Source organism: Bacillus sp. AFS077874 (assembly GCF_002566505.1).
Lineage (GTDB): Bacteria > Bacillota > Bacilli > Bacillales > Bacillaceae_G > Gottfriedia.
In genome coordinates this window covers 156,923-170,406 of sequence record NZ_NUYF01000010.1, presented here as the reverse complement: position 1 = coordinate 170,406, position 13,484 = coordinate 156,923, and the positions used below count along the sequence as shown (strand labels likewise).

At 33.1% G+C, this 13,484-nt stretch carries 15 protein-coding genes; 10 read left to right on the top strand and 5 right to left on the bottom strand.

Annotated features, from left to right (window positions below):
* Nucleotides 1-150 precede the first annotated feature (150 nt).
* A complete protein-coding gene (locus COJ46_RS12100; RefSeq protein ID WP_097974566.1) occupies nt 151-1,389 on the top strand; it encodes a DNA polymerase IV in 1,239 nt (412 codons plus the stop codon).
* Between the two features lie 104 nt (nt 1,390-1,493).
* On the opposite strand, the gene COJ46_RS12095 is transcribed toward COJ46_RS12100, so the two are convergent.
* Complete coding sequence (locus COJ46_RS12095; protein ID WP_098565970.1) at nt 1,494-2,174, bottom strand: N-acetylmuramoyl-L-alanine amidase family protein; 681 nt, start codon at nt 2,172-2,174, stop codon at nt 1,494-1,496.
* 229 nt (nt 2,175-2,403) lie between these two features.
* Here COJ46_RS12095 and ggt point away from each other — a divergent pair, with 229 nt between their 5' ends.
* From ggt to COJ46_RS12080, 3 genes are read left to right on the top strand one after another with little or no spacing between them, the layout of a single operon-like run.
* Nucleotides 2,404-4,020 (top strand): gamma-glutamyltransferase, encoded by a 1,617-nt coding sequence (gene ggt, locus COJ46_RS12090; RefSeq protein WP_286133475.1) that lies wholly within the window; start codon nt 2,404-2,406, stop codon nt 4,018-4,020.
* Between the two features lie 21 nt (nt 4,021-4,041).
* Nucleotides 4,042-4,623: a chromate transporter gene (locus COJ46_RS12085; RefSeq protein WP_097974568.1), complete on the top strand. Its 582-nt coding sequence runs from the start codon at nt 4,042-4,044 to the stop codon at nt 4,621-4,623.
* Nucleotides 4,620-5,147: a chromate transporter gene (locus COJ46_RS12080; RefSeq protein ID WP_097974570.1), complete on the top strand. Its 528-nt coding sequence runs from the start codon at nt 4,620-4,622 to the stop codon at nt 5,145-5,147. Before COJ46_RS12085 ends, COJ46_RS12080 begins: the two co-directional genes overlap by 4 nt.
* An 18-nt stretch (nt 5,148-5,165) precedes the next feature.
* Here the strand turns inward: COJ46_RS12080 and COJ46_RS12075 are convergent, their stop codons facing one another.
* The gene (locus COJ46_RS12075; RefSeq protein WP_098565969.1) at nt 5,166-5,603 is read right to left on the bottom strand and encodes an SET domain-containing protein; all 438 of its coding nucleotides are present in this window, start codon (nt 5,601-5,603) and stop codon (nt 5,166-5,168) included.
* A gap of 250 nt (nt 5,604-5,853) precedes the next feature.
* On the opposite strand from COJ46_RS12075, the gene COJ46_RS12070 reads away from it, so the two are divergent.
* The 3 genes from COJ46_RS12070 to COJ46_RS12060 all read left to right on the top strand — a co-directional run bounded on the left by COJ46_RS12070 (nt 5,854) and on the right by COJ46_RS12060 (nt 8,182).
* Nucleotides 5,854-6,354, top strand: coding sequence for a hypothetical protein (locus COJ46_RS12070; protein WP_097974573.1), 501 nt, complete (start codon nt 5,854-5,856; stop codon nt 6,352-6,354).
* A 197-nt stretch (nt 6,355-6,551) separates the two neighbouring features.
* A complete protein-coding gene (locus COJ46_RS12065) occupies nt 6,552-7,316 on the top strand; it encodes a MerR family transcriptional regulator (RefSeq protein ID WP_097974575.1) in 765 nt (254 codons plus the stop codon).
* Nucleotides 7,317-7,795: 479 nt separating this feature from the next.
* Nucleotides 7,796-8,182 (top strand): hypothetical protein, encoded by a 387-nt coding sequence (locus COJ46_RS12060; protein WP_097974577.1) that lies wholly within the window; start codon nt 7,796-7,798, stop codon nt 8,180-8,182.
* A gap of 136 nt (nt 8,183-8,318) precedes the next feature.
* Here COJ46_RS12060 and COJ46_RS12055 read toward each other — a convergent pair whose 3' ends face one another.
* Nucleotides 8,319-9,239, bottom strand: a complete 921-nt coding sequence (locus COJ46_RS12055; protein ID WP_098565968.1) for an NAD(P)/FAD-dependent oxidoreductase — start codon at nt 9,237-9,239, stop codon at nt 8,319-8,321.
* Between the two features lie 195 nt (nt 9,240-9,434).
* Between COJ46_RS12055 and COJ46_RS12050 the strand changes: the two genes are divergently transcribed.
* Nucleotides 9,435-10,358, top strand: coding sequence for a DMT family transporter (locus COJ46_RS12050; protein WP_098565967.1), 924 nt, complete (start codon nt 9,435-9,437; stop codon nt 10,356-10,358).
* Between the two features lie 81 nt (nt 10,359-10,439).
* Nucleotides 10,440-11,303 carry an AraC family transcriptional regulator gene (locus COJ46_RS12045; RefSeq protein ID WP_098565966.1) on the top strand — a complete coding sequence of 288 codons (864 nt, stop codon included), beginning with the start codon at nt 10,440-10,442 and terminating at the stop codon, nt 11,301-11,303.
* Between the two features lie 68 nt (nt 11,304-11,371).
* Here COJ46_RS12045 and COJ46_RS12040 read toward each other — a convergent pair whose 3' ends face one another.
* Nucleotides 11,372-12,313 carry a Gfo/Idh/MocA family protein gene (locus COJ46_RS12040; protein WP_098565965.1) on the bottom strand — a complete coding sequence of 314 codons (942 nt, stop codon included), beginning with the start codon at nt 12,311-12,313 and terminating at the stop codon, nt 11,372-11,374.
* 226 nt (nt 12,314-12,539) lie between these two features.
* Here COJ46_RS12040 and COJ46_RS24160 point away from each other — a divergent pair, with 226 nt between their 5' ends.
* Nucleotides 12,540-12,701: a hypothetical protein gene (locus COJ46_RS24160; protein ID WP_176522467.1), complete on the top strand. Its 162-nt coding sequence runs from the start codon at nt 12,540-12,542 to the stop codon at nt 12,699-12,701.
* 166 nt (nt 12,702-12,867) lie between these two features.
* Here the strand turns inward: COJ46_RS24160 and COJ46_RS12035 are convergent, their stop codons facing one another.
* Nucleotides 12,868-13,479, bottom strand: a complete 612-nt coding sequence (locus COJ46_RS12035) for a DsbA family oxidoreductase (protein WP_098565964.1) — start codon at nt 13,477-13,479, stop codon at nt 12,868-12,870.
* Nucleotides 13,480-13,484 lie beyond the last annotated feature (5 nt).

The following is a 13,484-nucleotide window of genomic DNA, read 5'->3' as shown; positions in this document are numbered from 1 at the left end:
TTTTCTCCTTTAATCCAAAAACGTTTATAATAATTAGATATTGGTTTTAGATTTGATTCAAACTTTATCAGTTTTAACTATCTTCAACATTAATACACGTTTATAGGAAATATAAAAAAATGATATTATACTAGCATAGGAGGTGTAGCAATGAATCAATGGGCACCAAAGAGCGGAAGAGTCATTTTACATGTTGATATGAATTCATTTTTTGCTTCGGTTGAAATAGCGAATGATCCAACATTAAAAGGTAAACCAGTAGTTGTCGCCGGCAATGAAAAAGAGCGCAGGGGAATTATCGTAACTGCAAGTTATGAAGCTCGAGCTTATGGAATTCGGGCAACAATGCCATTATGGGAAGCGCGAAAAAAATGTCCTGAGATGATTGTGAAAACTCCAAATTTTGAAGCTTACCGAAAAGTCTCAAGGCAAATATTTGAAAAATTAGGTGCAATAAGTCCTAAAATTGAAGTGGCATCAATTGATGAAGGATATATTGATATAACTAATTGTGATGAAAAACTAGGTCATCCAATTAAAATAGCTGAATTGATTCAGTCAATGTTGTTAGAAGATCTGGATATGCCATGCAGTATCGGTATTGGTCCAAATAAATTTCTTGCTAAAACAGCCTCAGATATGAAAAAACCACTTGGAATTACTGTTCTTCGTAAGAGGGATGTTCCTACTATTTTATGGCCTAGAAAAGTAGGAGAAATGCATGGGGTTGGTAAGAAAACTGAAGAAAAATTAAATGAAATTGGTATTATTACAATAGAAGATTTGGCAAAAAGTAATGAAAAACAAGTACAAGAATTATTAGGTGTAAACGGTAAATCTTTAAGAAATAAGGCTAATGGAATAGATGAGAGAGAAGTCGATCCTAGTCGTATGCTTTCACATAAGACAATTGGCCAATCAACGACATTTTCATTTGATGTTTTTGAGGAACCAATAATTGCAGAAAAATTTGAAGCTCTATCTAAACAGGTAGCTGAACGATTAATTAAGAAGGGTTTAGTTGCTGACACTGTGACAATTACACTTCGATTTAGTGACCGAAAAACAATTAATCGAAGTAAAAAACTTTCAACACCTGTACAACAAGCTAATGATATCTTTAAAGAGGCATTTGATTTATGGAAAAGAAATTGGAACGGAGAACCATTACGTTTAATCGGAGTAACTGCATCACAATTAAACCCAAAAGATGAAATATCAAAGCAATTAGACCTATTTTCTTTTGAAAAGGATGCCAAACAAGAACCATTGTTTGAAACATTACATAAATTGCAAGATAAATATGGAGAACAAGTGATTAGTTTAGGGAGACAAAAAAAGAAAATTGACTCAAACAATATATTAGATATATTGAAATCTACAGAGTAAACAACTGCTGGGCTTTCAATCGAAGGTCTTTTTTGTTGTCTTCGTTTTTTAACAAAAAAAGACGGTCTATTAATTAGACAGTCTTCAAATAGTTATATAACCGTTTAAACTTTCTCAATAATAATTTTAGTTGCTGTTGGAAGATATTGTTCCACTGCATTCAGTACATTTTGATCATCTTGATATGCACCGACCTGTACTCCGTCTACGATTACTCTATGCATTTCAGACTTAGCCTTAGCTGTTAAGTTAAATGCTTTTACTAATCCATTTACATGCCCTTGAGCTACTTTTTGACGCCAATTTGGGTCTTTTAGTTTTGCAGCATCACTTGCATTATCTATGAATCCATTTTCAGTCAGAATTGCTGGCATATTTGATTCACGTAATACATGAAAATTAGCTTTTTTCTTACCACGATCAGTTAGACCATTTACCTTTACGATTTCTGGATGTAAAACGTTTTGATATTGAGCTGAAGTAGACGTATCTGACAAACCATCGTATATATAATCCTCGTAGCCAGACGCTGATGTATTAAATGAATTAATATGAACAGATAAAAAGTAGGTAGCACCCCATGAGTTCGCATCGTTAGTACGTTCAGATAAAGAACGATCAGTATCTGTAGATCTGCTCATTCTAACCTCAACGTCATTATAGTTATTCAATAAATCTCTTATTCTTAAAGCGATATCCAAAGTTAGATCTTTTTCCTTTAATCCATTACCTACTGCACCTGAATCAGAGCCACCATGCCCTGGATCTAAATAAAGTTTCAACATGAAATTTATCCCTCCTAATGATAATCTATTCAAAGTAGCCTTTAGTTGAAATGGACAAGCATCTAATGTATATAACCAAATTTAAGAGATTTAGTTGAATTAGACATTCATTCTAATAGATTCTTTTATTTAGATTGATAGTTAAGTAGGGGAATACTAAAATATTGTCGAATTTAAAGATTAAGTTATATCTAATTTTTCTATTGCCAACAGCCAAGGAGGAAAGTGTATGTATACAAAAATGAAAGCGAATGAACACGTTTATTCATCACATCGTAATGTGGTGTATGCTAGAAATGGAATGGTCGCTACTTCCCAACCATTGGCTGCACAAGTGGGCCTAGATATTTTAAAAAAGGGTGGTAATGCAGTAGATGCGGCAATCGCTACAGCTGCTTGCCTTACAGTAGTAGAGCCTACTTCAAACGGTATTGGTGGAGATGCATTTGCATTAGTTTGGATGAACGAAAAGTTATACGGTTTAGATTCAAGTGGACCAGCACCTAAAAATATATCAATTGAAAAATTAAAAAATTTAGGGTATGAAAAAATGCCTAAATATGGTTGGATTCCAATAACTGTCCCTGGTGCTCCGGCTGCTTGGGTAGAATTATCGAATCGGTTTGGAAGACTTTCGTTAAATGAAGTGCTGCAACCGGCAATTGAATATGCTCGTGAAGGTTTTCCGATTTCACCAACATTAGGTAAGTTTTGGAAAAAGGCTTATGAAATATACAAAAAGGAGTTAAACTCTGAGGAGTTTGCTGCTTGGTTTGATACGTTTGCTCCAAATGGAAGAGCTCCTGAAGTAGGAGAAATTTGGTCGTCACTGGATCATGCAATAACTTTAGAAAAAATAGCCGAAACAAATGGTAAAGATTTTTATAAAGGTGAAATTGCAGATAAAATTATTGCTTCTTCAAATGAATATGGTGGTTTTTTAACAAAAGAAGATTTAGAGTCTTTTAAACCGGAATGGGTAAATCCAATAAGTATAAATTACAGAGGCTATGATGTTTGGGAAATTCCACCTAATGGTCAAGGAATTGTCGCACTGATGGCTTTAAATATGTTGAAAAATGAACAGTTTGATGACAAAGAGAACGTAACTACATATCATAAACAATTTGAAGCAATGAAGTTAGCTTTTGCTTGCGGAAAGGAATATGTAACAGATCGAAAGTTTATGAAGACTTCGGTTGAAAGTCTATTAAGTGATCAATATGGAAAAGAACGCTTTTTAGAGATCACGGAAACTGCACATACACCATTACCTGGAAGACCGCCTAGTGGAGGCACTGTTTATTTAGCAACAGCTGATGGAGATGGAAATATGGTCTCCTTTATTCAAAGTAATTATATGGGTTTTGGGTCAGGTATAGTAATTCCTGGAACTGGGATTGGATTGCAAAATAGAGGTTGTGATTTTAGCTTAAATGAAAAACATGCCAACGCTTTAATTGGTGGAAAAAAATCATATCATACGATTATTCCAGCTTTTTTAACAAAAAATAATAAAGGTATTGGACCATTCGGTGTAATGGGTGGTTATATGCAGCCACAAGGCCATGTTCAAGTAATCATGAATAGCATTGATTTTCATTTAAATCCCCAAGAAGCCTTAGATGCTCCAAGATGGCAATGGATTGAAGAGAAAATAGTTGAAGTTGAACCTAATTTTCCTCAAGAGATTGTAAAAGAGTTACAGGCTAAAGGTCATGAAATTAAGGTAGCAAAGGATACTGGAAGTTTCGGGCGAGGGCAAATTATTTGGAGAAATGAAGACTCTGGCGTTTTAATGGGTGGTACTGAATCAAGAACGGACGGTTGTATAGCAAGTTGGTAAATATGAAAAGGAATTGATTTAATGAAACAATTAGAAATATTCATCGCTTTTTTTCGAAGTAGTATTTTAGGATATGGTGGGGGACCATCTACGATTCCTCTAGTTTATAAAGAAGTCGTGGATACGTATAAATGGATGAAAGACGAAGAGTTTTCTGAAATTTTAGCTATAGGAAATATGCTCCCAGGTCCAATCAATACAAAATTAGCAGGTTATATTGGTTATCGTATTGGTGGCATAATCGGAATGCTTAATGCGATTATTGCAACGATCTTACCGACAATCCTTTTAATGATTATACTTTTAACATCTTTAGCGTCTTTTAAAGATATTAAATGGGTTAATGGGATGAAGGAATCAATTGTACCTGTTGTAGGGGTAATGTTAGGTGTGTTAACATGGCAATTTTATCAAAGTTCAAAAAAAGGATTGAAAACACCAACAATATTAATTCATTTAGTTGTCGGTTTGTTTCTAATTCAATTTTTACACATACACCCAGCGATTATAATTGGTAGTTTACTACTATTTGCAATTTTCCAGCCAGTGAGAGCAACTTCCTCAAATGACCATCAGACGAGGAAGGGGAGTACAAACGAATGATTTATTGGAAATTATTTCTTTCATTTCTTATAACGAATCTTTTAGGATATGGTGGGGGGCCGGCTACCATCCCATTAATTCAAAATGATGTTGTTACACAAAATCATTGGTTAACTCAACAAGAGTTTCATGAAGCATTTGCCATGGGGAATGCCTTACCAGGGCCGATCGCAACTAAAATGGCTGGCTATATTGGATACAAAATTGGAGGGATTCTTGGTTCCTTTATAGCAGTCTTTGCAACGGTAATCCCTTCTTTATTACTTATGATTCTACTAATTGGATTGCTTTATAAAAATCGTGACTCAATTCGAGTGAAAAGAATGACAGCATATGTAAAACCAACAATTGTAGTACTATTAGGCCTACTTACATATCAATCTTTTTCTGATTCATTTCATGATATTGGAGCATTCCAAGTTATTTTTATTGCAGTTTGTACATTTTTCTTAATGGAAAAATTTAAAATTCATCCGGCTTTTGTAGTACTTGGTGCATTAATTTATGGTGCCATTAATCTTTAAAAATAAAAAAGAAACCAATTAATTGGTTTCTTTTTCTTTTTCTTCTTCTTCTTCTTTTTGTTTGCTCATAACTTCTTCATAATCTTTATTAAACCAAAGAGGATCCATATTATCCACTTCGCCATTATAGTTAATCAAAATTTCTTCGCCAGCTTTAATGTCTTTGTAAGCGAAAAAATCAAATGTGTGATTATCAAAGTTAATATCGTAAGTTGCATTTGCATCATAAGAATGGTTGAATAGCATTCCGTATCCTAGAAGAATAGCTGAATGATTAATACCATATTCAAATGCATAGTCTGCTAATAAAGTTTTCTCGATATGCTCATGTTCCTCGTTCGGGTAAGATATAACTGGCGCCTCGTGTATCAGTTCACCTTTTGCAATATCACGTGTTGCAAAGACACCTCGATTAAATTCACCGTCACTCAACGTAGAAGTTTTAATTTCAATCATAATTACACCTATAATTCTCTCTTAAGTCTTATAGATAGTTTGCCACTATTTTAGATATAAATCAATTTTTTTATCTAATTAGCGTTATTCACATAAAAGTGCGTCTCTTTTTCGATCGAAAGAAGTAGTAAAACCCAGGACAAGTCTACTATAAGATTAAAAACGGATAAAATAAAAAAAATCTAAGTATATATTTTGCCAAAACATCAAATTATAAAATTGTTATATATATATAGGGAGGCAGATTATAATGAAATTTTTTTATAAGATTATGATTTTATTGATTGTAATGTCTTCTATTCTTCCAGGAAATAAGCAGGTAAATGCAACTAGCAAAAAGGAATTTCTGCGAATTGAAGGATATAAGCCAAACCAAACTGTAACTAAAATTCCTAATCTAGCTGATATTTTCCAGGTTTCAACAAATCAGATCCTAGTAACTTTTGATTCACAAGTTGATCTAAATTTAGGAACAAAAGCATCATTTTATTGGATTCAAAGTTTATCTGATAAAATCCCTACCGGAATTGCATCTCTAGGAAGCAAAAGTCAATTTAATGCAAGGAACGCTTTATCAACTAATCAAGTTACAATTACAAAGGTACAAGGAGATAACAATTCATTCTTGTTAACCTTTAAACAAGAAATACCTTCAAATAAGCGATTTAAACTTGCAGTTCGTCATTTGCACGCTCCTGGTGGAAAACCATTTGATGGTATAAATGGTGTGAAAGTATTTACAGGTAAATAATTATTTAGTAGTTTGTCTATACGATGTAATCCCCTAAAGAAGAGGGGATTTTTTTATGTCTTGTAAAGAATGATGCCAAACGATCGTTTATGGAATATGTAGGTTACTCCGAAAAAAAATCTTAAAAAATATAAATTATAGAATTGACTTTAACGTTGCGTAAAGGTGTATTGTAATGATGTCAGGAGGTAGTCGCAATGGAATATACAGTACAAAAGCTTGGACTTCTAGCAGGAATCAGCACAAGGACTTTAAGATATTATGATGAGATTGGAATTCTTAAGCCGGCAAGAATTAACTCATCAGGATATCGGATTTATGGCCAAGCGGAAGTAGATCGCTTGCAACAAATCTTATTTTATAGAGAACTAGGTATGAATTTAGAAAACATTAAAGAAATTATCACTTCACCTGATTTTAATAGTGCCAAGGCGTTAACCGAGCATCGTGAGCAGCTTCTTGATAAAAGAAAGCAATTGGATTTATTAATTACAAACGTTGAAAAGTCAATTGCTCTAACAGAGGGGAGAATTACAATGTCAAATAAAGAAAAATTTGAAGGCTTTAAGAAAGATATGATCGAAGAAAATGAAAAGAAATATGGAAAAGAAGCACGTGAAAAATATGGAGATGAAGCTGTTAATAAAGCAAATCAAAAAGTAATGAATATGACAGAAGAAGATCATAAAGAAGTAACGCGACTTGCTGAAGAATTAGCAAAAACACTAGCTGAAGCATTTAAAACGGGCGATCCATCAAGTGAAATTGCACAAAAAGCAGCTGATCTGCATAAACATTGGTTAACATTTTATTGGAGCAAATATAGTAAGGAAGCGCACGCGGGCTTAGCCCAAATGTATGTAGACGATGAACGCTTTAAAGCACATTACGATAAGGAACAACCTGGAATTGCTGAATTTTTAAGAGATGCAATTCATATTTACACGCAACATAAAAAATAAGTCGGGGAAGGTGTACTCTAGTTCTAAGTACACCTTCTCATAATTCGTGAATGTTACTCATGAGGAAGTAAAACAGGGAAAAGAAGAAAATATCATACTCATAAAAGGTTTATGAGATGTTGTCATCCTCTTAAGTTTCCTATAAGTTATTCACGAAGGCTAGGTACCTATGTACGTTTGTCAAAACAACGCGATGGCTCAACTTTCATGTCCCATGGAAAACAATATTATGTAGTGTAAATCAGGCTCAACCAAAAAGTGTACTTAGATTCATTCCAAGTACACTTTTTTTATATTTTTTTGGAAAAAAATAGTAAATGTATTCAACAAAATTTGGTATAATTATTTTTATGATTAAGTAGTTTGATGTAAATTTTATAGAGAAGTATTATAAATTTTTAAATAATGGAATGTTTATGTACAATATAGGTAAGAATTTGATTTAAATAATTCAATTTTTAAACTAAGGATGTACTAAAATGGACGAACAATTTATATCGAGGAAAGAGCGACATAAGAAGCGCTTTATTAGAAAGCGTGAAAATATTGAGCGTGAAAAAATAAAATTTAGTACTTATATATTAAGTGTATTTTATTATTTTTTATTATTTTTAATTTTCAATCTTGTACAATTTTATATATTTCAGCATGTTCAGCATGTTAATCACACCATTAGATCACTTGGGAATTTTGATTTAGCTAGAGCAATCATATCAGGATTAATCTATTTACTATGTATTATTTGTATTGAGGATACTTATAGAAGATATCGAATGCCCTCAACTTTCATCCGAATATTAATACCAATTTTAGTGTTTATTTTAGCAATCATCACTATGTATACTTTATTAAAAGTATTTTTCTAAAACGATTTATTAAGATGAAAACAGAAAAAAAGTATTACTTCATTAAATGATGTAATACTTTTTTTGTTGAGCTTAAATAGTAACTTTGTTAGAGAATGGATAGGGTTGGGGCAAATCGCTTATCTTTGTAATTTGTTTATGAATCTTTTACACTCATTTCTAATAATCTTTTTTGAATCCAAACAGCGGCTTGGGTACCATCGCCTATTGCTATTGTGACTTGTTGAGAATGGGCTACTAAATCGCCGGCTGCCCATACATTTGGAACATTCGTCTCCTTTGTTCGTGGGTCTACAATAACATGCTTATTATTTAAAAGATTTACTCCTAACTGGATAGCAAGATTATTTTGTACTTCATTTCCACCAAAACCAATAAAAGCTCGGTCCCCATAAATTTTTTCACCACTTTGTAAACAAATGCCTTTAAAAGTGGAATCGTCTTCTTTAAGTACTTCTTTAATGTTTTCTTTTCGATAGTGAATTCCAATTTTCTGTAGTTGGTCATTCAATTTGGTATCAAGGTCATGTCCTTCGTGATTAATATATGTAATTTGTTTTGACCAATAAGCTAATGTTATGGCGAGATTTGCACCAGTATTACCAGATCCAAGTATTAAAACACTTTTATTTAAAATTTCATATCCATCACAGTCTGGACAAACATAAATTGTCGATCCAAGACAATCGACTAGATTTTTAATTTGAGGAATTCGATCAATTAGTCCAGTTGCGAGTAAGACTGTTTTGGCAGAATAAGATTTTCCTGCTTTCGTTTCTATTAAGAATTGATTGTTTACGTTATGTATACTTATTACTTTATCTTGGGTGAATGATACACCATAGACTTCAGCATGCTTTCTTCCTAGTTGTCTTAGCTCTTGTCCACTTACACTATTAGGCCAACCTAATATATTACGATATGTTTTACATAATGTTGAGCGCCCATAATTTGAGTCAATTACGAGTACATTCCTTTGGTATCGCCCAAGCTGAATTGATGCCTGTAAACCTGCGAAACCTCCTCCTACTATGATACATTCAAATAACTCATTCATAGACTTGTCTCCTAAATCATTTAATACAAAATCGTATATGTTCAATTTTTCCAATTAAGCAATTTCTAATCACAATTTCTCAATTAATCTAATGGTAGAAAATTAATAGATTTTTGATTGATATATTCTGAATAGTTAGGTACGATTTTTCTATTACCTTATTTTAATTTGTTGTTTTTTGTGGAGGGAGTAAAAATGAGTGCAGATAAGATTGCCTTAACAAATTCTAGAACGAAGGGAATTATTCTCGTATTAACTGCGGCAATATTATGGGGCATATCTGGAACTGTTGCACAATTTGTATTTCAAAGAAATCATTTTAGTCCAGAATGGTTAGTAGTTATTCGATTATTGTATTCAGGAATCATCCTATTAATTTTTGCTAGTCTGAAAGAAAAAAGAAATATAACAGAAATTTGGAAGGATAAGAAGGATGTCTTAAGTTTATTGTTATTTAGTATTCTTGGGATGTTAGCAGTTCAATATACATACTTCGCCGCAATAAAAGCTTCAAATGCTGCTACGGCGACAATTTTACAATATTTGGCACCTGTCATTATTACATGCTATTTGGCAATGCGTTTCAAAAAGGTACCCAATAGAAAAGAAGTACTGGCTGTCATTTTAGCGCTTGCAGGGACATTTTTATTGGTAACACATGGAACGATTAAAGGATTGTCTATTACTGGATGGGCATTGTTTTGGGGACTTACTTCCGCTTTTGCTTTAGCATTCTATTCAATACAGCCTCAAAATCTTTTAAAAAAATTTGGGTCGACAATCGTAGTAGGTTGGGGAATGCTAATCGGTGGAATTTGTTTTAGCTTCATACATTCACCTTTTAATTTCCAAGGTCATTGGTCGATGAATGCATATTTCGCAGTCATTTTTATTGTTATTTTTGGGACGTTAATTGCCTTCTATTGCTATTTAGAGAGTTTAAAGTATATTAATGCTTCTGAATCTAGCTTACTTGCATGTGTGGAACCATTATCAGCAGCTGTACTATCAGTCATTTGGTTAAGAGTAAATTTTGAAATGATAGACTGGATCGGTAGCCTATGTATAATAAGTACGGTTATCATTTTAGCAATGGCTGATCGAAAAGGGGCTAATTGACTATTATCTGTCACAAAAGAGCATAAAAAGACAGGACTCAATAATTTTAACTTGTTAGGATGTAAATAAGGGAGGAGTCATATGGCTTGGGTTGAATCTTTACAAAAGGCAATTGATTATATTGAAGACAATTTATTAAACGAGTTAACGATTGAAGAAATTTCTAAACAAGCTAATTCATCTGTTTTTCATTTTCAGCGAACATTTTCAATTTTAACTGATATTAATATAGCTGAATATATAAGGCGAAGAAGATTGACGCTAGCGGCCAATGAATTAACAACTACTGATCATAAAATAATTGACATAGCCTTGAAATATAGGTATGACTCTCCTGAGGCTTTTGCAAAAGCGTTTAGAAGACAGCATGGTGTAACACCAAGTGAAGCAAGAAAGTTTATTGGAAATCTAAAGTCATATAACCGCCTTGTTATTCAGGTGAGTTTGAAGGGAGCAGAACCAATGCAATTTAATATTGTTGAAAAAAGTGCTTTTCAAGTAGTTGGCGTGAAAAAAGAGTTTTCTTATTTGAATGATCAACAACAGCAACTGATTCCTAAAATGTGGGATGAGGTTAATGAAAATGGTACGAGTGATCGTTTGTACGAAATGAACAACGGTGACATTAAAGGTGTTTTAGGTGTGTGTATGATGAGCGAAGAGCAAAAATCAAAAAATCTACTAGAATATTGGATTGCAACCGCATATGAAGGAGATGTACCAGAAGGTTTTTATCATCATGAAATTCCTGCATCAAAATGGGCTGTATTTGGTGTTCACGGAGCAATGCCACATGCAATGCAATCGGCATGGAAGAAGATTTTTTCGGAATGGTTTCCTTCAAGCGGCTATTCACATGCAGGCATCCCTGAATTTGAACTTTATCCGGAAGGAAATCCATTTAGTGAAGATTATTATACTGAAATTTGGATTCCGGTAAAATAAATCCGATTATTATAAGCGTAAAAAAAGGTGCTTCCTAAAGAGAGCACCTTTTTCTTTTATGTAGGGATTTATCCTCTTAATGCTTCTAAAACTACTTGTGCTTTGTAGCCTTCAGAGAAATCTATGATTGTAGCTTCTTCACCTTTTAGAGCCTTTACTAATTTGTCAATTAATGAATCAGCTAAAGTTTGATCGGCTTCAATTTGCCTAATTGGCTCGCCGATTTTTCCTCCTTCTAAACTAGCCCAATTTACTAAAGAAAGAGTTCCTTCCGAACCATATGCTGTAAATTTAATTTCTTCTTCACCTGCAATTTGGTTTAAGCCATCTATTAATACAGGAGTGCCATCTTCTAATTCTAAAAAGGCGATAATTCCATTTTCGGAAGCAATAGGGTCAGCGGGATATTGCATATGTTTCGTATTGACTTTCATGTTACCAAAAATCTTTTGAATTTGTTGAATATAATGCACACCAACCTCTAATACATAACCTCCTTGTTCTTTAGTAGCAACCCATTCATTTTGTTGCCATAGTCTCGGCCAATTTGGAAAACGCATCTTTAATTCGATTCTTCTTAAGTCACCAACATATCCGGATTTTATAAGGCTAGCAAAAGACTTACTACCAACATTATAGTTTAATGGAAAGTTCATAGCATGAAAAATACCTTTTTCTTTAGCTTGAGTATAAAGTCCTAGAGCTTCCTCTGTTGAATTTGCCAAAGGCTTTTCACAAAGCACATTAATTCCTTTTGCGATTACATCAGATACTACCGAATAGTGATATTTTGGAGGTACAGTCACATAAACGAGATCAAGTTCAGCATTTTCAAGCATCTCAAGATGATTTGTAAAGGTTAAAACTGATTCTAATTGGCTACTTGTTTCTTGAACTTTTTCTTCTAAAGTGTCACATATTGCTACTATTTTTGTTTCTTGGTTGTTTGAAAATAAAGGAATTAATCTTTGGCCAATTGCACCAAGACCAATAATACCAACTTTTATCATGAGAAAAACACCTTTCAAAATAGATTTATATTGTAATTATAGTAAGAAAAATTAAATAATTAAAGAAATAGGTATCATGTTCTTTGCATAAGAGAATTGAAGTATTACAAATTGCTCATTAAAAATAATTTTTTGAGTAAAAAGTTTTGCGAATTACCAATTTCAAAAAGGGGTTTTCGACACAGAAAGAGAATATAATTCATTGGTAAGTAATGGAGGTGACATCATGGAGAAGAAGCCGTTGTATTATGATGGTAGTGGGGATGGAGAAAAATTAATTCAATCAGAAGTTGTAAAGCAAATGAGTATTGTTACTGAAGTAAGAAAAAATTTAACTGGTAATCCGTTTGTTATCGATTGGAGTCAAGTTAAAGTAGCTGGGAAATGATTTGTTATTCCTATTTGTTCTTGATTAAGAACGAACCAAAAAACGATCAGCAAAATAATGAATTAAAAAATTGTTTATCCCACTTGATTTATTAAAATTAAAAAGGATGTCCAATAAGTTAGTAAGTTAAACAAACTTAAGAGATATCCTTTTTGATTAAAGAGTATTAACAGTTTCCATCAATGTCGCAGCTTAATGAAGACTGCTCAACAAGTTTTTGGTTGTTTAAAGCTTGAATAAATGCCTCTTTACTTTGAACACCTTGTAAAACTTGATCACCAATTATAAATGTTGGTACTGCATTAATAAAATTAGGGTTTTGGATCGATGAGTCATACTTAGAATTTGAAACAGCTTCTATGAATTGAGAACGGTCTAAGCCAAGTTTTTCAGCGATATCTGCAAGTACGTTTACATCACCAATTTCTTTGCCTTCTGTCCAAAAGTCTGCCAAAACCGCTTGTGCATATTCAGCACCTTTTCCATTTTCTTCAGCGAATAAAAAGCCTCTGTGAGCTTTTTTAGTTGAAGGATGAGGATCCATAGTTGGTAAAATCATCTCTACACCGAGTTTTTGTGCAAGTGGTTGAACACCGAATTTCCATCCTTGTTGAATATAAGAACTATTTGGACTTAAAGGTTCAGCTCCCTCAGGTCTTAATTGGAATGGTTTCCATACAAGCTCTACGTCGCTAACTTCTTTCATAGCGTCCTCAAGTGGTTTTTTTCCTAAATAGCAAAACGGACATACATAGTCCGAATAAATTGTAACTTTCATTATGA

Excerpts from the sequence above, each read along its gene's own strand:
- COJ46_RS12045 (WP_098565966.1), top strand. The coding sequence starts at position 10,440 with ATGGCTTGGGTTGAATCTTTACAAAAGGCAATTGATTATATTGAAGAC.
- ggt (WP_286133475.1), top strand. The coding sequence starts at position 2,404 with ATGTATACAAAAATGAAAGCGAATGAACACGTTTATTCATCACATCGT.
- COJ46_RS12070 (WP_097974573.1), top strand. The coding sequence starts at position 5,854 with ATGAAATTTTTTTATAAGATTATGATTTTATTGATTGTAATGTCTTCT.
- COJ46_RS12040 (WP_098565965.1), bottom strand. The coding sequence starts at position 12,313 with ATGATAAAAGTTGGTATTATTGGTCTTGGTGCAATTGGCCAAAGATTA.
- COJ46_RS12050 (WP_098565967.1), top strand. The coding sequence starts at position 9,435 with ATGAGTGCAGATAAGATTGCCTTAACAAATTCTAGAACGAAGGGAATT.
- COJ46_RS12065 (WP_097974575.1), top strand. The coding sequence starts at position 6,552 with ATGGAATATACAGTACAAAAGCTTGGACTTCTAGCAGGAATCAGCACA.
- COJ46_RS12095 (WP_098565970.1), bottom strand. The coding sequence starts at position 2,174 with ATGTTGAAACTTTATTTAGATCCAGGGCATGGTGGCTCTGATTCAGGT.
- COJ46_RS12060 (WP_097974577.1), top strand. The coding sequence starts at position 7,796 with ATGGACGAACAATTTATATCGAGGAAAGAGCGACATAAGAAGCGCTTT.
- COJ46_RS12085 (WP_097974568.1), top strand. The coding sequence starts at position 4,042 with ATGAAACAATTAGAAATATTCATCGCTTTTTTTCGAAGTAGTATTTTA.
- COJ46_RS12055 (WP_098565968.1), bottom strand. The coding sequence starts at position 9,239 with ATGAATGAGTTATTTGAATGTATCATAGTAGGAGGAGGTTTCGCAGGT.
- COJ46_RS12100 (WP_097974566.1), top strand. The coding sequence starts at position 151 with ATGAATCAATGGGCACCAAAGAGCGGAAGAGTCATTTTACATGTTGAT.
- COJ46_RS24160 (WP_176522467.1), top strand. The coding sequence starts at position 12,540 with ATGGAGAAGAAGCCGTTGTATTATGATGGTAGTGGGGATGGAGAAAAA.
- COJ46_RS12035 (WP_098565964.1), bottom strand. The coding sequence starts at position 13,479 with ATGAAAGTTACAATTTATTCGGACTATGTATGTCCGTTTTGCTATTTA.
- COJ46_RS12075 (WP_098565969.1), bottom strand. The coding sequence starts at position 5,603 with ATGATTGAAATTAAAACTTCTACGTTGAGTGACGGTGAATTTAATCGA.
- COJ46_RS12080 (WP_097974570.1), top strand. The coding sequence starts at position 4,620 with ATGATTTATTGGAAATTATTTCTTTCATTTCTTATAACGAATCTTTTA.